Annotated in this window: 25 protein-coding genes; 24 read left to right on the forward strand and 1 reads right to left on the reverse strand. The window is 34.5% G+C overall.

The genetic code is table 11. From position 1 onward, the window contains the following. The first annotated feature begins 37 nt into the window (after positions 1–37). The 23 genes from IEV35_RS04290 to IEV35_RS04405 all read left to right on the forward strand — a co-directional run bounded on the left by IEV35_RS04290 (position 38) and on the right by IEV35_RS04405 (position 21,913). On the forward strand, positions 38–1,411 hold the full coding sequence (locus IEV35_RS04290; protein ID WP_188383464.1) for an ATP-dependent helicase ComFA: 1,374 nt from the start codon (positions 38–40) through the stop codon (positions 1,409–1,411). A gap of 2 nt (positions 1,412–1,413) precedes the next feature. Next, positions 1,414–2,094 carry a ComFC family protein gene (locus tag IEV35_RS04295; RefSeq protein ID WP_188383465.1) on the forward strand — a complete coding sequence of 227 codons (681 nt, stop codon included), beginning with the start codon at positions 1,414–1,416 and terminating at the stop codon, positions 2,092–2,094. Between the two features lie 38 nt (positions 2,095–2,132). Continuing rightward, positions 2,133–2,555: a TIGR03826 family flagellar region protein gene (locus tag IEV35_RS04300; RefSeq protein ID WP_188383466.1), complete on the forward strand. Its 423-nt coding sequence runs from the start codon at positions 2,133–2,135 to the stop codon at positions 2,553–2,555. Positions 2,556–2,605: 50 nt separating this feature from the next. Beyond that, positions 2,606–2,893 carry a flagellar biosynthesis anti-sigma factor FlgM gene (gene flgM / locus IEV35_RS04305; RefSeq protein ID WP_229740644.1) on the forward strand — a complete coding sequence of 96 codons (288 nt, stop codon included), beginning with the start codon at positions 2,606–2,608 and terminating at the stop codon, positions 2,891–2,893. Positions 2,894–2,909: 16 nt separating this feature from the next. Next, positions 2,910–3,395, forward strand: coding sequence for a flagellar protein FlgN (locus tag IEV35_RS04310; RefSeq protein ID WP_188383467.1), 486 nt, complete (start codon positions 2,910–2,912; stop codon positions 3,393–3,395). A 22-nt stretch (positions 3,396–3,417) separates the two neighbouring features. Continuing rightward, the gene (gene flgK, locus IEV35_RS20075) at positions 3,418–4,668 is read left to right on the forward strand and encodes a flagellar hook-associated protein FlgK (protein WP_229740645.1); all 1,251 of its coding nucleotides are present in this window, start codon (positions 3,418–3,420) and stop codon (positions 4,666–4,668) included. An 8-nt stretch (positions 4,669–4,676) separates the two neighbouring features. Further along, on the forward strand, positions 4,677–5,567 hold the full coding sequence (flgL, locus tag IEV35_RS04325; RefSeq protein ID WP_229740646.1) for a flagellar hook-associated protein FlgL: 891 nt from the start codon (positions 4,677–4,679) through the stop codon (positions 5,565–5,567). A 373-nt stretch (positions 5,568–5,940) separates the two neighbouring features. Then, positions 5,941–6,384, forward strand: coding sequence for a flagellar assembly protein FliW (fliW, locus tag IEV35_RS04330; protein WP_188383468.1), 444 nt, complete (start codon positions 5,941–5,943; stop codon positions 6,382–6,384). Positions 6,385–6,386: 2 nt separating this feature from the next. Then, complete coding sequence (csrA, locus tag IEV35_RS04335; RefSeq protein WP_188383469.1) at positions 6,387–6,602, forward strand: carbon storage regulator CsrA; 216 nt, start codon at positions 6,387–6,389, stop codon at positions 6,600–6,602. 65 nt (positions 6,603–6,667) lie between these two features. Next, on the forward strand, positions 6,668–7,021 hold the full coding sequence (gene flaG / locus IEV35_RS04340; protein ID WP_188383470.1) for a flagellar protein FlaG: 354 nt from the start codon (positions 6,668–6,670) through the stop codon (positions 7,019–7,021). Positions 7,022–7,035: 14 nt separating this feature from the next. Then, on the forward strand, positions 7,036–8,577 hold the full coding sequence (locus tag IEV35_RS04345) for a flagellar hook-associated protein 2 (RefSeq protein ID WP_229740647.1): 1,542 nt from the start codon (positions 7,036–7,038) through the stop codon (positions 8,575–8,577). Between the two features lie 29 nt (positions 8,578–8,606). Further along, positions 8,607–9,008, forward strand: a complete 402-nt coding sequence (fliS, locus tag IEV35_RS04350; protein WP_188383471.1) for a flagellar export chaperone FliS — start codon at positions 8,607–8,609, stop codon at positions 9,006–9,008. Continuing rightward, complete coding sequence (gene fliT, locus IEV35_RS04355) at positions 9,008–9,367, forward strand: flagellar protein FliT (RefSeq protein ID WP_188383472.1); 360 nt, start codon at positions 9,008–9,010, stop codon at positions 9,365–9,367. Before fliS ends, fliT begins: the two co-directional genes overlap by 1 nt. A gap of 158 nt (positions 9,368–9,525) precedes the next feature. Beyond that, positions 9,526–10,071: a ribosome hibernation-promoting factor, HPF/YfiA family gene (gene hpf / locus IEV35_RS04360; protein WP_188383473.1), complete on the forward strand. Its 546-nt coding sequence runs from the start codon at positions 9,526–9,528 to the stop codon at positions 10,069–10,071. Between the two features lie 277 nt (positions 10,072–10,348). Continuing rightward, positions 10,349–12,865 carry a preprotein translocase subunit SecA gene (gene secA / locus IEV35_RS04365; RefSeq protein WP_188383474.1) on the forward strand — a complete coding sequence of 839 codons (2,517 nt, stop codon included), beginning with the start codon at positions 10,349–10,351 and terminating at the stop codon, positions 12,863–12,865. Between the two features lie 321 nt (positions 12,866–13,186). Next, positions 13,187–14,285, forward strand: a protein-coding gene (gene prfB / locus IEV35_RS04370) for a peptide chain release factor 2 (protein WP_229740648.1) whose coding sequence is annotated in 2 segments (ribosomal slippage) — positions 13,187–13,249 and positions 13,251–14,285 — 1,098 coding nt in all. Because the reading frame shifts where the segments join, the coding sequence is not laid out codon by codon here. Between the two features lie 227 nt (positions 14,286–14,512). Further along, positions 14,513–14,866: a c-type cytochrome gene (locus tag IEV35_RS04375; RefSeq protein ID WP_188383476.1), complete on the forward strand. Its 354-nt coding sequence runs from the start codon at positions 14,513–14,515 to the stop codon at positions 14,864–14,866. 261 nt (positions 14,867–15,127) lie between these two features. Beyond that, on the forward strand, positions 15,128–15,814 hold the full coding sequence (gene ftsE, locus IEV35_RS04380) for a cell division ATP-binding protein FtsE (protein ID WP_188383477.1): 687 nt from the start codon (positions 15,128–15,130) through the stop codon (positions 15,812–15,814). Beyond that, positions 15,804–16,697 (forward strand): permease-like cell division protein FtsX, encoded by an 894-nt coding sequence (gene ftsX / locus IEV35_RS04385; protein ID WP_188383478.1) that lies wholly within the window; start codon positions 15,804–15,806, stop codon positions 16,695–16,697. The genes ftsE and ftsX overlap by 11 nt, the downstream gene beginning before the upstream one ends. A gap of 93 nt (positions 16,698–16,790) precedes the next feature. Then, positions 16,791–18,128: a murein hydrolase activator EnvC family protein gene (locus IEV35_RS04390; protein WP_188383479.1), complete on the forward strand. Its 1,338-nt coding sequence runs from the start codon at positions 16,791–16,793 to the stop codon at positions 18,126–18,128. Between the two features lie 271 nt (positions 18,129–18,399). Beyond that, entirely contained in the window at positions 18,400–19,884 is a 1,485-nt protein-coding gene (locus IEV35_RS04395; protein WP_188383480.1) for a S41 family peptidase, read from the forward strand. Positions 19,885–20,042: 158 nt separating this feature from the next. Beyond that, on the forward strand, positions 20,043–21,206 hold the full coding sequence (locus tag IEV35_RS04400; protein ID WP_188383481.1) for a PDZ domain-containing protein: 1,164 nt from the start codon (positions 20,043–20,045) through the stop codon (positions 21,204–21,206). A 167-nt stretch (positions 21,207–21,373) separates the two neighbouring features. After that, positions 21,374–21,913, forward strand: coding sequence for a YkoP family protein (locus tag IEV35_RS04405; protein ID WP_188383482.1), 540 nt, complete (start codon positions 21,374–21,376; stop codon positions 21,911–21,913). Here the strand turns inward: IEV35_RS04405 and IEV35_RS04410 are convergent. Further along, positions 21,910–22,725, reverse strand: a complete 816-nt coding sequence (locus tag IEV35_RS04410) for a metallophosphoesterase (RefSeq protein ID WP_188383483.1) — start codon at positions 22,723–22,725, stop codon at positions 21,910–21,912. The genes IEV35_RS04405 and IEV35_RS04410 overlap by 4 nt on opposite strands. 95 nt (positions 22,726–22,820) lie before the next feature. Between IEV35_RS04410 and IEV35_RS04415 the strand changes: the two genes are divergently transcribed. Next, positions 22,821–23,921: an MGDG synthase family glycosyltransferase gene (locus tag IEV35_RS04415; RefSeq protein ID WP_188383484.1), complete on the forward strand. Its 1,101-nt coding sequence runs from the start codon at positions 22,821–22,823 to the stop codon at positions 23,919–23,921. The last annotated feature ends 21 nt before the right edge of the window (positions 23,922–23,942 follow it).

Here is a 23,942-nt window from a genome sequence, read left to right on the forward strand (position 1 = left end):
ATAACTGCAATCCCTTTTATAGAAAGTGAGTGATATAATGGAAAAACAAGTATACCAAATTCAACACCTCCTTCCAAAATCATACATAGGTAAACTCCTTCTTGAAAGTGAACTCCCAGAAGACCCTAATATAATTAAGCATTTCACCAAACTGCCCCCAATTAAAAAAGAATTATTCCAAGTTATATGTCAGCGTTGTAATAACAAAACTCCTCATTTATTCGGAAATATCCCTTGTGCAAAATGTAACGGAAATCATATCTATTGTAGAAACTGTATCATGATGGGACGTGTGATGGAATGTGAATATTTGTATGCTTGCTCTGGAGAAGAAGTAAAGTGGACAAGCTATAATTCTTGTTTAACATGGGAAGGGGAACTAACCAAAGCACAGCAACACGCCTCCAATCAAATTGTTGATGCGATTCAAAAGGGTCAGAGTGAATTTCTTGTCTGGGCTGTTTGTGGTGCAGGAAAGACGGAGATGTTATTTGAAGGCATTGAAGTAGGATTAAAGCTTGGAAAACGTATTTGTATTGCTACACCACGTGCAGATGTCGTTCGAGAACTAAAACCAAGAATTCAAGAAGCGTTTCAAGAAGTTCCTGTTCAAGCATTATACGGCGGAAGTGAGGAAAAAGAAGGCTCCTCTCAATTAATTATAGCAACAACCCATCAGTTGTTACGGTTTTATCGAACATTTGACATCGTTATCATTGATGAGATTGATGCATTCCCTTATCATCATGATCCATCTCTGTCTTTTGCTGTAAACCGAGCAAAAAAGACGAAGCATACGACTATCTACCTCACAGCAACTCCACGCAAAGATTTAAGGCTACGAATTGCATTAAACAAATTACCTCATACATTTGTTCCACTCCGTTACCATGGCCATCCTTTACCAGTTCCAACATTACAAATCTCCTATTCTTTACAAAAAGCATTGAATGAAAAGAAAGTCCCCCAAATATTACTCCATTGGATGAAAAATCGCCAAAACCCGAATAGGCAATTATTAATATTTGTTCCAACAATTTCATTAGCTGATGAACTAACTACGTATTTAAAGGAACAAACTGAAGTACTTTTCAAGAAAGTCGTTTCTGTTCATGCTGAAGATGAGGATCGAGTCGTAAAAATTAATCAATTTAGGCAGAGAGAAATTGACTTATTAATAACAACAACGATTTTAGAGCGTGGGGTAACATTTCCATCAGTTGATGTCATTGTATTAGATGCAGGTCATGAAGTCTTTGATGAAGCGGCACTCGTTCAAATTGCCGGACGTGCTGGTCGGAGTGCTGATGACCCGACTGGAGAAATTGTTTTTCTCCATGATGGCAAGACAACTGCGATGGTGAATGCAGTTCGTTCTATTAAACAAATGAATAAGCGAGGAGGTTTTTAAGTATGCATTGTTTATGGTGCCATGAGGAGATATTGCAAGAAATCAATTGGATAAATTTATTATCTCCACCAAAGCAAACTCGCATTTGCTATCGTTGTTCAGAGCAACTCATTGTTATTTCAGGTAATCGCTGTCCACAATGTAGTCGTTTAAATGAGCGAGGGATATGTAATGATTGTTTAAGGTGGAAAGAATTATTTGAAGGAGAAGATGTCATTACTTTTAATTATTCCGTCTTTCCGTATACCTCCTTCATAAAAGAGGTGGTAGCAAAATGGAAATATAGAGGGGACTATGAACTAGGATTTATTTTTCGAGAGAAATTCCTGCAGTTTTTTAAGGAAGCATTCCAGAGTGTTTCTGATCCGATTGTTGTTCCTATTCCATTAAGTAAGGAAAGACTTTTTGAAAGAGGTTTTAACCAAACAGAAATGTTAGCCTCTTTTTTGCCAGTTGAGACGCAACATGTCTTAACTAGAGTACAGGGAGAGAAACAAGCAAAGAAAACAAGGGTGGAACGAATATCCTCAGAAAATCCATTTAATCTAAAAAAGAAATTAAACAACTCAGTCATTCTTGTCGATGATATATATACAACAGGAACTACGCTTAGGCATGCAGCAAAATTATTGAGAGAATCTGGATGTCCTGATGTATATACATACACGTTAGTTAGAGGCTAGCTTGTGTGGTATGATAAAGGAGAGAAGGAGAATTAACAATGGCAGAATTAGCAAACTGTATACAATGTGGTAAAGTGTTTGTCACACAACATAGAGAATTATGTTCTGAGTGTTATCGAGCGGAAGAAAAAGCATACAAAAAAGTGTACGATTTTCTAAGACAACGTAAAAATAGAGAAGCAACTACTTTGGAAGTTGTCGAGGCAACCGGTGTTACAGAAGAGTTAATTATAAAATTTATAAAAGAAAAACGACTACGCCCTTCGATGTTCCCAAAGTTAGGATATCCATGTGAACGATGTGGATCGTATATATTAACAGGGAAAATTTGTTTCAACTGTTCAATGGAACTTAAGAAAGAATTAAAACAGCTAGAAGAAATTGAAAAAATACAAGAGAAAAATGCAGATCCCCTAAAAAAAGATGATACGTACTATATCTTAAAAAAACATGAACGCTAGTACTTAACGTTTTTGAAAATAAACCGATACTATATATAAGAGATTTGATATTGGAACGGAAAAACGAGGTGATAGCTATGAAAATAAATGGTATGAATCAAACCAACTTTAATCCATATAAAAATCAAATGCAAAAATACCAAGATACGAAAAAGGCAGTTAAGCAGAATGATCAATTAGAGATTTCATCAGAAGCTAAAAAACTACAAGAAAATAATAAAGTAAACGAAAATCGACAAGCATTTGTTCAAGAAATTAAAAATCAAATTGATTCAGGAACATATAAAATTAACTATGAAAAAACTGTCCAAAAAATGATTGAATTCTGGTCAAAATAATAAGGAGAACGGTATGATGTCCGTACAATCTATAATTGAAACATTAAACAAATTAATTTCTATTCATAGACAATTATTAGATTTGTCCATACAGAAAACCGAAATTGTTAAAGAAGGACAAATTGAAAAGTTACAGTCAGTCTTAGTGAAAGAAAGAAAACTAGTTCAACAATTAGAAAAGGAAGAAACTGTTCGTCACGAGGAAGTAAAGAATTGGTTTGCTCAGCAAGGATTAAGCAATGATGAAGCGACCATGACAAACCTATTAAATCACATCGAAAATGAAATAGAAAAAATAGAGCTAGAGGAACATGCAGTTCAATTAACAGATCTTATTGTGAAATTGAAACAGCAAGAACAATTAAACCTGGCTTTAATTCATCAGTCTATGCAGTTCGTTCAGCTATCGATTGATTTACTAAGCCCATCTTTAAAAAATTTGAATTACGGTGATAAACAGCAACCAACTGTAAATCGCTCACTATTTGATTCTAAAGCTTAATTTATAATAAAGGAGAAAATCAATGAGTACATTCCACGGTCTTGAAATGGCAAAGCGTGCACTTGCTGCACAACAAGCTGCTTTATATACAACTGGACATAACATTTCGAATGCAAATACCGATGGCTATACGAGACAACGTGTTAATTTGGAAACATTACCAGCATACCCAGCAGCATCTCGTAATGCTCCTAAAATAGCTGGTCAACTCGGTCAAGGTGTAGAAGCTGCATCAGTAGAACGTATTCGAGATAGTTTCCTAGATTCCCAATATCGAACGGAAAATGGAACGGCAAACTACTGGGAAACAAAATCTAATGCACTACGACAAATTGAAGGTATTTTTAATGAACCATCAGATAGTGGTTTGGCTACTGTAATGAATAAATTCTGGCAGTCTCTTCAAGATTTATCTGTTAATCCTGATAATGCAGGGGTACAAGCTGTTGTTGTTGAACGTGGAGAAACGGTAGCGGAAACTTTTAACCACCTAATCAAAAATTTAAATGGGATACAAAGTAACCTAGAAAAAGAAATAGATGGGGCCGTTAAGGAAGCAAATGCTCTCCTTAATCATCTATCTACTTTGAATACAAAAATAAAAGAATTAGAGTTTACTGGGCAAACCCCTAATGATTTGTATGATAATAGGGATAAGTTAATAGATGAGCTTTCAGGATTTATTGATGTAAAAGCACTCGGACTAGAAAACAGTGAATCGATAAACATTGTGTACGAAGATAACGAAATAAAAGTAAATGGAAATACAATTGATGAAAAGTCTGGTTCTATACAGGCATTACTGGATACGTATCAGGATAATAATGATTATTTACAAGAGGTAAAGGACCTTGCCAGTTCGTTTGCTAATGAGTTTAACGATATTATTCAAGTAGAAACTGGAGAAGGCTCAATAAATTTCTTTGAGTTTAATAATGACGAATTACAAGTCTCTGATGAAACATCTAATGTTAGTGCCTTTATACTGAATAGAGATAAACTTAATCAATTTAAGACGTTTAATCAGTATGAACAGTTTATCGGAAGAATCGGTATTGATACACAAGAAGCAAATAGAATGACAGAATATACGAATACATTAAAAACGCAAATAGAAAACCAAAGAATGTCTATTAGCTCTGTTTCACTCGATGAAGAAATGACAAATATGATTAAATTTCAACATGCATATAATGCAGCTGCTAGAAGTATGACTGCAATGGATGAAATGTTAGATCGAATTATCAATAATATGGGAATTGTAGGAAGGTAGGCGAATAAATGATGCGAGTAACACAATCCATGTTGACCAATAATACACTTCGAAATTTATCTAATAATTATTCTAAAATGAGTAACTACATGGATCAGCTTTCTTCTGGAAAGAAAATTAGTCGACCTTCAGACAATCCTACAATTGCCGTTAAAGCTATGGGTTATCAAAGCCAATTAATGGAGATGGAGCAGTATAACCGTAATATAAATGAAGCCCATCATTGGTTGGATAATACAGATGCAGCTCTAGATGAATCGACAAAAGTATTACAACGTATGCGAGAGTTAGCTGTTTGGGCTAGCAATGATACGTTAAATGAACAAGAAAGAAAAGATATTAGTGTGGAAGCAAAAGCATTAAAAGAGCAATTAGTCACAATAGGCAACACGAAAGTGAATGGAAAATATATCTTTAATGGATTGGACCCAAGTGAGGAACCAATTATCAAAAATGGCGATGAGATTATAAGTTATCCTACTGATACAAAGGCTGTAATGTTTGATGTTTCTGCAGGCGTTAGTCTTAAGGTTAATGTAGATTCAAGTGAGATTTTTGGCAAGGATGCATTTGACAGAATTCAAGGTTTTATAGATGAGCTCGAGGCAAGTCCAATTGATCAAACAAAAATTGCAGCTAGTATTAGTAATATAGATGAAAATATTAATGACGTTTTATCTGTTCGAGCAGAATTAGGGGCACGAATGAATCGTCTAGATTTAATAGAAAACCGTCGGAGCTCTCAGGAATTATTAACAACTGATATGAAAGCTAAAAATGAAAATATTGACTATGAAGAAATAATTACAAAGTTTATGTCACAAGAAAACGTGCACCGTGCTGCACTTGCAAGTAGTTCAAAACTAATCCAACAAACACTTATAGATTTTCTAAGGTAATTGAGGCTGGGTCAAAATCATTTTTCTTAATTTAAACCTGAACAATACGATACACTAGCTCCGGAAATATACGCAGACTCCTCGAAAAAGGAGAACGCTTTTTCTTCGTGCGATGTTTCGCTGTCGAAGCGTTCCTTGTCCTGCGGGAGGAAAGGCATAGGAGAGACCCCGCAGTGCGTTAGCACGAGGAGGCTCACCAGCCGCCCGCGGAAAGCGAAGTATATTTCCGGAGCGGGTTAGTTGCACCCAAATCGTATAGTTTGGTTTTACTATGTAGAAAAAGCTTTTGTCCCAGCCCGTATTTTATTTCCTAGAGAGTTGAAGTAAGGTTAGATATAAAAAGGATTAAGAATAATGATGAAGGATGAGCAATATGAACATACAAACAAAATATCTTGGCACAGTCGCTATAGAAGAAAAAAATATGATCCATTTTCCTTCCGGTATTCCTGGTTTTAATGAAGAAAAACAATTTATCCTTTTAGATATTCCCGGTAATCCAGTTTTTCAATTTCTACAATCGGTACAAACAGAGGAACTAGCGTTTATCGTGACAGATCCATATCATTTTTATAATGATTATACGATTGAACTCGATGATCCGACATTAAATACCTTAAAAATTACTAGTAAAGAGGAAGTATTTGTAATGAGTATTGTGACATTAAAAGATCCTTTTGAAAACAGTACAATCAATTTAAAAGCACCTCTAATCATTAATCATAAGAAAATGTTAGGAAAACAGCTAATTCTTAATTCAGACACATTACAAAGTAAGGCAACGATTAAACCAGTGACTGTTCAGAAAGGAGTGTAGTAATGCTTGTACTCACAAGAAAGTTAAATGAAGCGATTCAAATTGGTGATGATATCGAAATCAAAGTACTAGCAATCGAAGGAGATCAAATTAAATTAGGCATTGCTGCTCCAAAAGCTGTGGAAATTCACCGGAAAGAGATTTATTTAGAAATACAAAAACAGAATAATGAAGCGGCGAATTTATCTGTTGATCCATTTAAATTACTAAAGCAATAATAACTTAACTTTTTGTCCATTTAAGCCGATATAAAAAGAAAATGTTTGTAAGGAGTTGTTTGAGCATGCGACTAGATTCACTCTCAGTTCATACACAGCCCTTGCAAAACAGTAACAACAATAGAGATACAACAGAGAACAAAGCTGTTGTGCAAGTCAATCGATTGAATCAATCGAGGCCAAGTAAAGATGAAAATGAAAGAGATGTTATAACAGCAATAGATAAATTAAATGATTTTATGGAGCCGTTAAATACGAGTTTAAAATTTGAATTGCATGAGGAATTAAATGAGTATTATGTTGCCATTGTAAATCCAGATACCAATGAAGTCGTAAAAGAGATTCCACCTAAAAAAATTCTGGATATGTATGCAGCAATGGGCGAATTTATGGGATTTTTATTCGATAAGAAGATATAAATGAGGTGTACGAGATGAGTATGCGTATCGGTGGCTTAGCTTCAGGTATTAATACAGATGAGATAATTCAAAAGTTAATGTCAGCAGAAAGAATGCCATTGGAACGAATGGAACAAGATAGAACACTACTAGAGTGGCAACGAGATGGGTATCGAGAAATCTATCAAAAGTTCTTTGAGATGGATAATAATCTAATGTTAGATATGAAATTAAGCCGAACCTATCAATCAAAAACGGTGAATTCATCAAATAGTAATGTTGTAACAGCGACAGCTAACCCAAGTACGATGGATGGTTCTTACAATATTACGGTTGAGCAGTTAGCAACGACAGCGATTAATAGAAGTACAAGTAGTATTGTTGCAGGCAATGCTCCGTTTGATCCAAATAAACCAATGGTAGACCAATTAGATTTATTTGCAAATACAATAGATTCTAGCAATATTACTGGTCCATTCACATTTAGTACGTTTAATGAAAATGGAGAAGCAGTTGAACATACGTTTACAATAGGGGAAAACGATTCCTTAAATGATGTATTAAAACAGATTTCTGATGCAGACAATAATGTTCGTGCTTTTTATGATTCTACAGCGAAAACCGTTATTATTGAGTCGACGAGAACAGGAAATTTTAATAAAGAAGGACAAGGAGAAATAGTATTTAATGAAACTGATAATGCCTTCTTTACAAACGTTTTAAATCTTAGTACGGCTAATGAAAAAGGTGGTACGGATGCGAAATTCACCTATAACGGTTTAGAATTTACATCAAAAGAAAACACATATGAGTTTAGTGGGTTGAAACTGGAGTTAAAAGGTGTTTCCAAAGTAGGAGAAAGTACGAATCTATCTGTAACGAATAATGTCGATGGTGCCTTTGATTCTATTATGGAGTTTGTAGATAAATATAATGAAATTGTTGAGATGATTAACAAAACCCAAACAGAAGAAAGATATCGAGATTATAAGCCATTAACAAAAGCACAGAAAGATGAAATGGATGAAAAACAAATTGAGCTGTGGGAAGAAAAGGCAAAGAGCGGCATTTTACGTGGAGACAATATTCTTACATCTGGAGCATTTAATTTACGCCAAACTTGGTACTCCACTGTCCAAACAGGTGGGGAAATAACTTCATTAACACAAATTGGTATAACGACAACATCGGATTTTAGAAACGGTGGAAAATTAGAAGTTAACGAAGACAAGTTAAAAGAAGCTTTAAGAGATAATCCAGAAGAGGTATATAAATTATTTTCAAATGCAACTGATGATAAAGATGATCCGAGTCGTGGAATAATTGATCGTTTAGATGACTCTATTAATTCAATTATGAAACAGATGGAAGAACGTGCTGGAAAAACAACGTCAACATTAGATAACTATACATTAGGTAAACGAATTAAGGATTTAAATACTAGAATTACAGACTTTGAAGACCGCCTAACACGAATTGAATCACGCTATTGGAAGCAATTTAGTGCGATGGAGAAAGCAATATCGCAAATGAATGCTCAATCGACACAACTATTCTCCCAGTTTGGTGGAATGTAATCCGATAATTCGATAAAGGAGTATGACTGATGACTTTACAAAAACCATATCAAGCGTATCAAAATAATGCTGTCAATACTGCCTCCGGTGGTGAATTGACACTAATGTTATACAACGGGTGTTTGAAATTTATTAAACAGGCAATGAAAGATGTGCAAGAGAAAAACTATGAAAACAAAAATACAAATATCCAAAAAGCACAGGCTATCATCCAAGAACTAATTGTTACATTAGATCAAAATGCAGATATTTCAAAACAGATCATGCCGTTATATAACTATATGTATCAGCGCTTAATGGAAGCAAATATGAAAAATGATTTAGATATATTAGAGGAAGTCCAAGGATTAGTAACAGAATTTAGAGATACATGGAAACAAGTAATTCTATTAAATAGAAAGAAACAATATACACAAGGTGGTCACGTATAATGAATCGTGTGCAACCAATCTATGAAATTACAACTAAAATGAACGAGTTGTTAGATGGAGAAATTACTTCGAGTAATCGAGAGGTCGTTATTGAATCTATTTTATCATTATTAGATGAAAGAGAATTGTTAATAAATCAAGAAGTTGACACTACAACCTATTCAGAGGAAGAACATTCGCTTGGAAAAAGCTTACTCATATTAAATCAAGAAGTGCATCGAAAAATGAATGAATTATTCCTAGATTTAAAGTTTGAAATGAAACAAGTGAAGAAACAAAAACATTCCAATCGCCAATATACAAATCCGTACGCAAATGTACAAACATTAGATGGCATGTTTATGGATAAAAGAAAATAAATTGATTTAATGAGTGGGAGTGTGCATAATCCTACTCATTTTTATTATACTTATATAGATTGTCTTTAAATCTTTAAAAAATTGTAACCGTTTTAAAAGGATTTTTAATGGTAAATATAGTATAATGTAAATATAAGATAGTAAAGGAGGACACTTTAATGAAATTCAACATTCGTGGTGAAAATCTAAAAGTTACTGAGGCAATCCGTGATTACGTAGAGAAGAAGATTAGTAAACTGGAAAAATACTTCGAGAATCCTTTGACCTCAGATGTACATGTTAATTTAAGTGTCTACAATGATAAGCAGCGTATCGAGGTAACGATACCGATGACTAGTCTTTTATTACGAGCTGAGGTTGAGCATGCTGACTTATATGCAGCTATTGATTTAGTTGTTGACAAACTAGAAAGACAAATTAGAAAATATAAAACAAAGGTTAACCGTAAGTCTCGCCAAAATGGTATACCAAAAGTGGTGCCATTAGCTGATTTGGCAGATCAAACTGATGACATAGAATCTGATGACATAGAAATAGTAAGAACAAAACGTTTTGATTTAAAACCGATGGATTCGGAAGAAGCAGTATTGCAAATGGATATGTTGGGGCATGCCTTCTATGTTTTCCAAAATGCTGTTTCTGGAGATACAAATGTTGTATATCGTAGAAAAGATGGGAAATATGGTTTAATCGAACCAAAATAACGACTGATTACTACAAGCGATCTCAAAAAAATGAGATCGCTCTTTATTTTTATTATAACCAAACAATTTACGTTGAATATAAATAACTAGTTTTCGTTTTAACGAATAACAGTTGTTGGCATATCCAATTAAGTAGTGTTATTATTTAATATATAATATATAGTAAAAGGATATAAAGTATAGAGATAGTGCATCTACTATATTGTGTCAATATAGTAGGAATAGTGGGGCAATAACACCACTATTCGTTACACTATTCGGATTGAGGAGCGTAACGATGGCAGGTTTTCTAAAAAAATTATTCGATGGAAATAAAAGACAATTAAATCGGATTCAAACTATGGTTGAACAAATTGAATCATTAGAACCTGATATGGAAAAATTATCAGATGATCAATTGAAAGATAAAACAATTGAATTTAAAAATCGCTATGCAAATGGTGAGAGCTTAGATGACTTACTTGTCGAGGCTTATGCTGTTGTACGAGAAGCTTCAAAGCGTGTATTACATATGCGTCCATTTAAAGTCCAGTTAATGGGTGCGATTGTACTTCATGAAGGAAATATAGCTGAGATGAAAACGGGGGAAGGTAAAACACTTGCCTCAACGATGCCAGCTTATTTAAATGCGATTTCTGGTGAAGGTGTTCACGTTATCACGGTAAACGATTACTTAGCAGACCGTGACTCTAAACAGATGGGACAACTGTTTGAGTTTCTTGGATTAACGGTTGGGTTAAATACAAACGGTTTATCTAAAGAGGAAAAACGGGAAGCATATGAAGCAGATATTACGTATGGTACGAATAATGAATTTGGTTTTGATTATTTAAGAGATAATATGGTTCTATATAAAGAGCAAATGGTGCAACGCAAATTGAACTTTGCAATTATTGATGAGGTTGACTCCATACTTATTGACGAAGCAAGAACACCTTTAATTATATCGGGTTCTGCTCAGAAATCAGCTACTTTATATACACAAGCTAATTCATTTGTAACTACATTAAAACGTGAAGTGGATTATACGTACGATGAAAAGACTAAAGGTACACAGCTTACAGAGGAAGGGATTAACAAAGCTGAGAAGTACTTTAATATAGAGAATTTATTTGATTTAAATCATGTTACCCTTACACATCATATTGGACAAGCATTGCGTGCTCATGTAGCGATGCAACGTGATACCGATTATGTCGTTGAAGAAGGTGAAGTGGTTATTGTTGACCAGTTTACTGGACGTTTAATGAAAGGACGTCGTTACAGTGATGGACTTCACCAAGCAATTGAAGCAAAAGAAGGACTGAAAATCCAGAATGAGAGTATGACCCTTGCTTCTATCACTTTCCAGAACCTATTCCGTATGTACAATAAACTTGCGGGGATGACAGGTACGGCTAAAACGGAAGAAGAAGAATTCCGAAGCATTTATAATATGAATGTTGTTGTAATTCCAACTAATAAACCGATTGCTCGTATGGATTACCCGGATAAGATTTATAGTACAATGAACGGGAAATTTAGAGCTGTTGTTGAAGATATTAAGGAACGAAATAAAAAAGGACAACCAGTACTAGTTGGTACAGTAGCTGTTGAAACTTCTGAATTAATTTCTCAATACTTGAAAAAAGCTGGCGTAAAGCATGATGTTCTAAATGCGAAAAACCACTATCGAGAAGCTGAAATCATCGAGCATGCAGGTCAAAAGGGTGCAGTTACAATTGCAACAAATATGGCAGGTCGTGGTACAGACATTAAACTTGGTGAAGGTGTGCTTGAACTAGGTGGTTTAGCAGTAATTGGTACAGAGCGTCACGAGTCTAGACGTATTGATAATCAGTTACGTGGTCGTGCTGGACGTCAGGGAGATGTTGGGATGTCGCAATTCTATCTTTCCATGGAAGATGAATTGATGCGTCGTTTCGGTTCAGATAACTTAAAAGCAATGATGGAAAAAATGGGAATGGATGACTCCCAACCGATTGTGAATAAATTTGTCTCACGAGCAGTAGAGTCTGCCCAAAGACGTGTGGAAGGTAATAACTATGATGCACGTAAGAATGTTTTAGCATATGATGATGTATTACGTGAACAACGTGAAATCATTTATAAGCAACGTTTTGAAGTAATTGATGCTGAAGGTAATCAACTTCGCACTATTATTGAAAATATGATTCAATCTTCGCTAGAACGTGTTGTTCAATCACATACACAAGATGAAGACGAACAAAACTGGGATTTACAAGCTATTGTTGAACATGTCAATGGTAACTTGTTAGATCAAGATTCCTTAACAATCGAAGACATCAAAGATAAAGAAACAGAAGAAATTTTAGAACTAGTTATGGAGAAAGTTCGTGCGAAATATGATGAGAAAGAAGAAGAACTTTCAGAAGAACAAATTCGAGAGTTTGAAAAAGTAATTCTATTACGAACAGTAGATACGAAGTGGATGGACCACATTGACCAAATGGATCAACTACGACAAGGAATTCACTTACGGGCATATGGTCAAAATGATCCATTAAGTGAATATCGTTTCGAAGGATTTGCTATGTTTGAAGGTATGGTTGAGAGTATTGAGGATGAAGTTGCTCGCTATATTATGAAAGCTCAAATCCGCGATAATCTAAAACGTCAGGCTGTAGCTAAAAATACACAAGCAGTATCAGGCGGTGGAGAAGAAAAGAAAAAAGTTCGTAAACCATATGTGAAAAAGGAAACAGTCGGAAGAAACGATCCTTGTCCATGTGGAAGTGGCAAAAAGTACAAAAACTGCCACGGAGCTAATTAAAGGGTTTCAAGAAGTTCACTATTAAATAATTTCGCGTTTTATTAATGAAAATAATGAACAAATACCACACTAGCCCCGGAAATATACGGAGACTCCAGTGGGAGGATAGGCTTCGGTAAGACCCCGCAGGAGCGATAGCTCTGAGGAGGCTTACCAGCCGCCCACGGAAAGCGTAGTATATTTCCGGGGCGAGTTCTGTGCACTGACTATAAAGAATAGTTTACTCTTGAATGACTTGATTTTTTCCAAATATTAAATAGTTATAAAACAGGTGCTTTAATTTATATTAGTTAAGCATAATAATTTATAGAGGTGAACAAGATGGAATTTAGTGAAATAAAACATGAATTAGACCATATCAGCAAACGAATTACAGAATTTAGGGGGTCTCTTTGACTTAGATTCAAAGAAAGCGCGTATCCAAGAATTAGAACACGATATGACAGCACCAGGATTTTGGGATGACCAAAATGCTGCTCAAACTGTAATTAGTGAAGTAAATGGCTTGAAAAACTTTGTAAACAGCTTTGAAAATATTATCAATCAACACGAGGATTTAGAAGTAACATACGAATTAGCAAAAGAAGAAAACGACCGTGAATTAGTTGATGAATTAATTGAAGAACTCAGCAACTTAAAACAAGAAGTAAATGATTTTGAATTACAAATGTTATTAAGTGAGCCATATGATGCGAATAATGCTATTTTAGAATTGCATCCTGGGGCAGGTGGGACCGAATCACAAGACTGGGCAAGTATGTTATTAAGAATGTATCAGCGTTGGGCAGAGCATCATAATTTCTCTGTTGAAACCCTAGATTACTTGCCAGGTGAAGAAGCGGGAGTAAAGAGTGTCACATTGCTAATTAAAGGACATAATGCGTACGGTTATTTAAAAGCAGAAAAAGGTGTGCACCGATTAGTACGAATTTCACCTTTTGATTCTTCTGGCCGTAGACATACTTCCTTTGTATCTTGTGACGTTACACCAGAAATGAGCGACGACGTTGATATTGAAATCCGAAGTGAGGATATTAAGGTAGACACGTATCGAGCAAGTGGTGCAGGTGGTCAGCACGTCAATACAACTGATTCAGCAGTTAGAATAACACATATACCAACGAACACAGTCGTTACATGTCAAAATGAACGTTCACAAATTAAGAATCGTGAAGCAGCAATGAAAATGTTAAAGTCAAAACTTTACCAATTAGAGATCGAAAAACAACAACAGGAACTTGCGGAACTTCGTGGGGAGCAAAAGGAAATTGGCTGGGGTAGTCAAATCCGTTCCTATGTTTTCCATCCATATTCCATGGTTAAAGACCATCGTACTAATGTTGAAATAGGAAATACAAATGCAGTGATGGATGGGGAAATAGATCCATTTATTGATGCATACTTACGATCCCAACTATAAATTTTTAAATAAACCCGAATTGTGGTTAACGTATATTCGGGTTTATTTGTATTTAACCAAATTTTTGCAACTACAATTTAAATTGCTAATTTTGTCAAAAAGTCCCAATAAGCTTGAAAACACTTGCACTCTCGCCAAAATATGGCAAATTTGTGGCTAGTATATTTCCTAAAAAAGGCTATACTAAAACTGATAGTAATTACACTTATGATTGGGGGATTTTTAAAATGAAAAAATGGTTATTAGCTATTCTATTTGGTTCAGTTCTTGTACTAGCTGCATGTGGCGGCGATGATAACAATGGTGGAACTGATAACAATGCCGGCGGTAATGATAATGGTGGTGAAACTGCTTCTGTTGCTGAAGAAGTTTATGAAGCAAACTGTGCAGCATGTCATGGTGCTAACTTAGCTGGTGGTGCTGGTCCTAGTTTAGAAAAAATCGGTGCCGAATATTCTGTTGAAGAACTTAATGAGATCATTTCAAATGGAATCGAAGGGACTTCAATGCCTGGATTTGGTGATCGTTTATCCGAAGATGAAATCAACCAACTATCTGAATGGTTAGCTGCGAAAAAATAAGCATAAGGTTCAAAAGAAAAGCTTAGACTGCTAAACGGTTTAAGCTTTTTTTATTTTTCAACTATTTAACTTATCACTTCTAATTCAACTCCTAATCATAAATACCTACTTCTTTTTTTGCTAACCCTCGACATTTATCTTTATATTTCATCCCTTGAAATATAAATGTAATATAATTTTGTCTAAAAAAGCTGTTGAATGATGCTATAATGTAAGAGAAACTTGAACAAAATAAGACTTTTTAACTAAAGGTGATAAATAATGATAACAATGAAAGATGTATATAAAACATATGATAATGGTGTAACTGCTCTAAACGGCATAAACGTTGAAATTGACCAAGGAGAATTCGTATATATTGTTGGTCCTAGTGGGGCTGGTAAATCATCATTTATTAAGTTGATGTACCGAGAGATTAAACCAACTAAAGGAACCCTTTATTTAAATAATAAAGATGTAAGTCAAATAAAAGAAAAAGATGTGCCATTATTACGTAGAAATATTGGCGTGATTTTTCAGGACTTCCGTTTACTACCTAAACTATCAGTCTATGAAAATGTAGCATTTGCTCTTGAAGTTATTGAAGAATCACCACGTAACATACGAAAACGTGTAATGGATGTTTTAGACCTAGTAGGGTTGAAAAACAAAGCACGATTCTTTCCGAGAGAATTATCCGGTGGTGAACAGCAACGTGTATCCATTGCTAGAGCAATTGTCAATCGTCCGAAGATTGTTATTGCCGATGAGCCGACTGGTAATTTAGACCCGGAAACTTCATGGGAAATTATGCGTGTCTTTGAACAAATAAATAATAGTGGTACGACAATCATTATGGCAACCCACAGTAAAGAAATCGTTAATACAATTAAAAAACGTGTTATCGCGATAGAAGATGGCTTAATTGTACGAGATGAACATCGAGGTGATTACGGATATGAGAGCTAGGACAATCAATAGGCATTTTCGTGAAGGTATAAAAAACATCTTTCGTAATGGCTGGATGACTGTTGCATCAGTTGGTGCAGTAACAATGACGTTGATTTTAGTAGGGGCTTTTTTAGGCCTCATTCTAAACTTAAACCACATGGCTAAGAACATCGAAGAAGATGTTGTTATAAAAGCATTTATAGATTTAACTGCTGAAGAGGATCAAGTATTAACCCTCGGTAAAGAAATAGAAAAAATCTCAGGTGTTGAAAGTGTTATTTTTTCATCTAAGGATGAAGAGTTAGAAAGCTTAATTCAAAGTATGGGTGAAGGTGGAGAAGTCTGGCAGTTATATGAACAAGATAATCCATTAAATCATGCGTACATTGTAAAAGCAGAGGATCCACATAATACCGAACAAATCGCTCAGAAAATTGTTAATTTAAAAGGCGTAGATTCGATTACTTATGGACAAGATGTAGCACAAAACTTGTTTAAATTTACTGATTATGCACGAACAATCGGAATTATCTTAGTAGCAGGTCTTGTTTTGACAGCAATTTTCTTAATTTCTAATACTATTAAATTAACGATTATGGCTAGAAGTCGAGAGATTGGAATTATGAAATTAGTAGGTGCAACTAATTCATTTATTAGGGGCCCATTCTTCGTGGAAGGACTGTTACTTGGAGTGCTAGGTTCGATTATTCCAATTGTTGCTGTACTTTCTCTTTATAAAGTTATTGAAAATAGTATAGTTGGGATGACTTCTATCGGATTTGTTGAACTGTTACCATTCAATCCATTTGCATGGCAGCTTGCGTTAGTTATTTTAGTCGTAGGTGCAGGAATTGGTATATGGGGTAGTCTGATGAGTGTTCGTAAATTCTTAAAAGTATAACTACTAAGCAGGAGGAGATAGGACTCTCCTCTTGCTCTTACATAATGCTAATGTACTAGTTTTATAGATGACTTGGAAAGGCAGGGGAATAAGGTGAAAAAAAGGGTTTGTATAATAGTATTAACAGTCCTATTAGCCTTTGGTCTTCTATCATTAGATTGGAATGAAGTATCGGCTCAATCTAAAGAAGACTTAGAGAAAGAAATCAAGGAACTAGAGAAGGATATAGAGAGTAATAAAGAAAAACAAAAAGAATTACAAGATAATAAAAGTGAAACGGAAATAAAAATTAAAGAAAATGAACAAAGACAGGAATCAGTACAAAGTCAAATTGATTCAATTGACCAACAATTAGCAGCAACTAAATCTTCTATTCAAGTAAAACAAAATGAAATAGATGCAACTAATAATGAAATTGAAAATTTAAATGCACAAATTGATGAGTTAGCTGCAGAAATTGAACGTCTAGAAGAAGAGATTGACATATTGCTAGAACAAATTGTAAGCCGTGAATTATTATTAGCTGAAAGATTACGTTCTATTCAAAAAAATGGCGGAGCAATGAGGTACTTGGAAGTATTACTTGGTTCGAAAAGTTTCTCTGATTTTATTACAAGAGCAGCTGCTGTAAATATTATGATGGACCAAGACAAAACGATACTTGAGTCATTGGCAACAGATAAAAAGGAAGTTGAATCTAAAAAGAACTCCGTCGGAGAAAACAAAAAAAATATTGAAGCAAAACGTTCAGATGTGGAGAATAAAAAGATTGCTTTAGAAAGTCAGAAAGGTGAACTAGTTGCTCTAGAGAGTCAACTGGATCAACAAATGGCAGAGAGGCAGCGTCTCTTAGCTCAACTTGAAAAAGAGCATGAACAGCTAGAAGAGTATAAATTTACTTTAGAAGATGAACAAGCCCTGTTACGTAAACAAGAGCAGGCAATTGCGAAGGCAAAGCAAGTTGCTGAAAATAACTTAAGTCAATTTTCATCTGATACAAGTGTGAGTAGTTCTAATTTTATTTGGCCCGCTTCAGGAAGCCGGTCATCTAATTATGGGTATCGGGTAGACCCAATTACTTATCAAAGAAGCTACCACTTAGGAATAGATATAGCTGCTCCTACAGGTACACCTGTTTATGCTTCAACAAACGGTGTTGCAGTACGTGGAAATCTTTCTAGTACTTACGGAAACCATATTTTAGTTGTAACGAAAATTGATGGTGTTGATTATACAACGCTTTATGCTCATTTAAGCGGGTTTGCTGTAGGGGATGGAGAAGTTGTAAAACAAGGACAAGTAATAGGTTATATTGGTTCAACAGGACGTTCTACTGGTCCACATTTACATTTTGAAGTTCACCGAGGAGGGTGGAAAGGATTTTATCCACCAAACTCTAATAATGTAAATCCATTAAATTATCTTCCTTAATTAACGGAACAGGCATTACACATTCTGTGTGATGCCTTTTTATTTCGGGTTTAAAATAAAAGTTTGGCGTTACGTCTCATTATTCGATATGATATTAGAATAAGTAGTTGTATCTAAACTGGAATGAGACATACTTTATCTATAAATACAATACAGTATAGAATACACTAATTTATCCACCATAGCCGAATCGGTGTTCTAAATGAAGAATGCCACTATAATTTTTTGGATACATAGCAACTAAACATACAACTTATACTGGGGTGATAAAATGAAAATAAGTAAGGTACAGTTAGCGCTCATTTTGATTGGTGCACTAGTTCTAGGTTTTGCAGGTGCATACATTGGTGTTTCTATTGCCAATCCAGATCAAGCAGATCAAATTGTAGAAAATAACAATAACGATCCAATAAGGAACAATGACAATAATAGCCAGGAAGATGAAGGATCAAATAATAATGAACCTCCACAATGGGCTAAAGTATCTCAAGCTTATAATTTAATTAAAGATAATTATTTAGAAGAAGTAGATGAACAACAACTAATTGAAGGTGCGATAGAAGGCATGCTTCAAACATTAGGTGACCCATATAGCTCATACATGGATATTGAAACGATGAAGAACTTCAACGAACAAATCGAGTCTTCTTTTGAAGGTATTGGTGCTGAAGTTAGTATGGTAAATGGAATCGTTACGATAGTCGCCCCTATTAAGAATTCCCCAGCAGAAAAAGCTGGAATTAGACCGAATGACCAAGTATTAGAAGTAGATGGAGAGTCGTTAGAAGGATATAATTTAAATGAAGCTGTTTCAATAATTCGTGGCGAAAAGGGTACAGAAGTTATTCTTACGATCCAGCGTCAAGGGACTAGTGAGCCATTTGAAGTCTCCATAATACGAGATACTATTCCAATTGAAACAGTTTACTCTGAAATGCACACGATTGACGGGAAGAAAACAGGTGTTATTGAAATTACCAATTTCTCTGAAACAACGTCTAAAGAATTTAATAATCAATTAAAAGACTTAGAAGATGATGGAATGGAAGGGCTAATCATTGATGTTCGAGGTAACCCTGGTGGCTTATTAAGCGCTGTAGAAGAAGTATTAATGAATTTTATTCCAAAAGACATTCCGTATATTCAAATTGAAGATGCTGATGGTAATAAATCTCCTTATTACTCCAAGCTGAATGAGAAAAAAGATTATCCAATTACTGTGTTAATTGATGAAGGAAGTGCATCTGCATCAGAAATATTGGCAGTTGCAATGAAAGAAATCGGTTATCAAATTATTGGAAAGACATCCTTTGGAAAAGGGACTGTTCAACAAGCCGTTCCTTTAGGGGATGGAAGTACTATTAAATTAACTTTCTTTAAATGGCTGTCTCCTGAAGGAAATTGGATTCACGAAAAAGGTGTAGAACCGACAACTGAAGTAGAACAACCTAAGTATTATTACACCAATCCAGTTCAGATTGAAGACCCACTTAAGTTTAATGATACTGGAAATCAAGTAGAGAATATCCAAGTTATGTTAGATGGATTAGGGTACGATGTTGATCGAACAGATGGATACTTTAGTGAAAAGACAGAAGAGGCTGTAAAACAATTCCAACAAGATAATGATTTATCGGCAACTGGTGTAGTGGACCAAGATACAGCTGGAACGTTAGAAGGAAAAGTGATTGAGAGAATCCGTAGTGGTGAAGATGATATACAACTAGAAAAAGCACTAGAAGAAATTTATAAATAAGAAAAAGGAATCCACATCATATTGTGGGTTCCTTTTTTATTAATTTTAGGACAAAATATAATGTTTTATTGAAAAGCAGGAAAATACTTCCCATTTGTCGAATAAATAAGGTTATAATTGCATTAGTGACGTTACTGCATGTTGGAAGGTGAATATAATTGTTTCAAGATTGGATAATTGAAATTGGACAAGGTGCTGGAAAGTTATTTTTCAACCCATTATTATATTGGTCGATTATTTTTATTGTATTAGTCGGTATTCGGCGAATTAAGAAAGAAAGACAATTCATTGGTACAAAGGTCTTTGATGTCTTTACTGAATGGAAATCAACATGGGTGTTTTCTATATTTATTGGTATTTTTTATTCTGTAATTACAATTGGTCTTGGATTAGTTCTGTCTAATGAAACTATTTTTCTGTTATACTTTGTGACAATCTTACTTAGTTTAAATTTTCGATTTTCGTTACTTTCGCCAAGTTATACAATCGGCGTTACGGTATTTATATTATTACTTATACCGAATCTATTTGATGCTAGTCCTATTAGTGGAGATGTTAATCTATCTGCCTTAGTAATTATTATGGCTTTATTTTTATTTGTAGAAGCACATTTTCTAAATAGAATAAGACCGAACGAATCATTTCCAGAGTTAGAATTAGGTGGACGAGGCAGTTGGATAGGGCGTCATGCAATTAAAAAATATGCAATCATACCGTTCTTTACTTTAGTACCATCAGGCTTTATCGAACCATTTGCTGATTATTGGCCATTTCTTTCAGTAGGTGATACTAACTTTTCGATGATTCTTATTCCGTTTGTATTAGGCTTTGAATTCAAAGTTCGAGGCATGTTACCACATGAGGCAGCAAATAGATTGTCTCTGCAATTGCTAGCCTTAAGTGCTTTTGTTCTGATTATTGCTATTGGAAGTATCTTTATTCCATGGATGGCAATAGTTGCAGTAGGGGTGGCTATTATTGGAAGAGAGTTTATCCTTTATCGATTTAAGACAAACGATCAAGCGAAGACTCCTTATTTTAATCATACGAATCGTGGATTAAAAATTTTAAGCATTATTCCAGGCTCTCCAGCAGAGCGCTTAAATATTGAAGTGGGAGAAACAATAACTAAAGTAAATGGGATTATCATTAATAATGAAGAAATCTTATATGAAGCATTACATCAAACCGGTTCTTTCTTTAAAATTGAGTTAATTGATACGAATGGTGAAATCCGGTTTGTACAAAGTGCAATGTATGAAGGAGATCATCATGAGTTAGGGATTCTATTTGCAGGCGAGCCCTATCGAAAAACAAAATAGAGTATATTTAGCTTCCCCCTCTAGATATTTTTAGAGGCGGAAGCTTTTTTATGATAAGGCTTACTAAGGGGATAAATTTTGTGTTGAGATTTTTCATATTTTTTTTGTATTCATACAAACTATAACTATAAAAATGCAAATTTTTTACAGGAAGGATTATTATATGGATGAAAAGTTACATATTAGGGGTATGGAATACTGTCGATCCCATTTATTACTCATTAACTAGGTTGAAATATGTAATGGATGAAGAGAAGAATCGTTCTTTATTCCGCGTTAGATTAACCCGGTTCAAAGGAAAAAGTACGGTATTATCAGATGGAACAGTTATTAAGAAAAATGATCTATTATTAAAAATTCATCTTCATAATGTAAAAATTATGAATGAATTATATGCTATCTCTAGTGATACTAAGCGTGCTGTATATTTTTATCATATGGTTAAACGTGCGATGCCTTTACTTGCAAAATATGTTAAAGAACATGAGCGATTTGAAGAGATTAAAGGAGTTATTGGAATAACGACTTTACATAAGGGCTCAAAGCGATTAGGGTTTGATAATGTGAATATATCAAATACGTTTTATCGAACTTATAAACAATTTACTTTTACACCAATTAATTATTTAGCTAGCTCATCCAAACAACATCATCCAATCTACTTATTTATGTCGAAGGATGAGCTAGTAAAAAGGTATCCAATTTAAATTGCTAAGTTGTGATACGTAATCTCTGGACGACTTCCAACTCGGATGTTTACACCGGTTTGGCCAAGTCCTTCACTAATATAAAAAGGAGAGTCATTATGCGTGTGTAACCCCTTCACTATATTTAGTCTTGGAAGTTGTCCCATTTTTACAAGGTGATACGCTTTTGGGTATCGTATTTGTCCTCCATGAAAGTGACCAGCTAACAAATAATCGAAATGGTAATTATCCATTTGTAAGACAATGTTCGGATCATGGGTTAAGACAATGTTGATACCTATTTTTATTTGTTCGTATGATTTTTCTAAATTACTTCGGTTTGTGCTGTAATCATCTATGCCGATAATGTTAATAATTTGATTATTAACTTCGATTGTTTTATTAGAGTTTTGCATCACAACAACATTATATTGTTCCAACGTACTTATTAAGTTGGTTAAGTTTTCCCCTTTTAGGACGTAATCGTGATTTCCGAGTACGGCATACGTTCCATAAGTTGGCTGTAGTTCTTGGATTACTTTTAGATAAGGAATTAGTTTTGGGATTGTTCGTTTTCGATCCAAGAAATCACCGGTTAAAGCAATGAGATCTGGTTTTTCCTGAGAAAGTTTTATCGCTAGTTCTCTAGGTGAAATAGATATATTTTCTAGATGCAAATCGGACAAGTGAAGGATAGAAAGGGTTGATTGACTTGACTGATGTTTAGTAGGTACTTGAATGTTGTTAATTTTTACGTCTTTTGTATTCTTATTTGCTTTATATATAAAATAACTAATGATAATGAATAATGTCGCAGAAATAATATATGCCAAATGAATTCCTCCCCACAAGTGAAATTATAACATGGGATTCTTAAGGGAACATTGGTAATTGTAGGGATTACTTTGACGATGATAGGATGAGGTAAATGAACAGTAGACAACATGAAGGAGCATTATTCTTACCTTTTATGCAAATTCCAACCGGTCATCATCATGTCGCAGATGCTGTTATGGAAGAATTGGAACATATTATTAATGAGATAACTTGCGAAAAAGTAGATATACTTTCATATAGCTATGGCAAGATAGAAAAACTAGTAACTGCTACATATTTAAACAGTATAAGAATTATGCCGAAAGCATATAACTCACTGTATCATTTCTTAGCTGTAAAAAATCAATCAAAGCGTTCTAGGCAATTTTTATATGAGTTACTATTTACATCATTTTTTAAGAGATTAATCTTACAACATCATCCGAGGGTTTTGTTTTGTACTCATTGTTTACCTTCAAATATTGCGAGCGTTTTGAAAGAGAAGGGAAAGCTTCAAGCCATTACGGTAAATGTGTATACTGATTTTTTTGTGAATAGAGTATGGGGAATTAGAGGTATCGATTATCATTTCGTACCCTCCATCAGAGTCAAACAATTCTTATTAAATTTAGGTGTGAAGGAAGAGAAAATATTTGTTACTGGTATCCCAATACATCCTATTTTTCATAAGCATCAAGACAAAAAAGGAAAAATGAAAAACCATATTCTTATCGCAGGTGGAAGCCTTGGGGTTGGTTCAATGGAAAAACTGATACCGAAAAATCCTACACTAACGTATTCCGTATTATGTGGCCATAATCGTAAATTGCATGAACACATAATAAAAATGAATCACCCACAAATTATACCAATTCCTTATCTTCATTCTAAAGAAGCAATGAATCATCTATATCATCAAGTAGATGCTGTTATCACCAAGCCAGGTGGTGTTACGATAAGTGAATGTCTTCATAAACAAATCCCTATCTTTACATGTAATGCACTACCAGGCCAAGAGAAAATAAATGAAATGGAATTAAGGGAATTAGGCATAATTAACTCACTAGATCCATTTATCAATATTGAAACTCAAATTTTGGACTTCTTTCTCGACCAAGATAGACTTTTTAATTACCAAGAAAATATAAAAGCCTACCATCAAGATCTAGACATCCAGTCCCTTTCTGACATTCTACTTTCGATTTACAAATAAACGGTCTAAACACTAAATTGG

It is taken from the genome of Ornithinibacillus halotolerans (genome assembly GCF_014637405.1).
In the GTDB taxonomy this organism is placed as follows: domain Bacteria; phylum Bacillota; class Bacilli; order Bacillales; family Amphibacillaceae; genus Ornithinibacillus; species Ornithinibacillus halotolerans.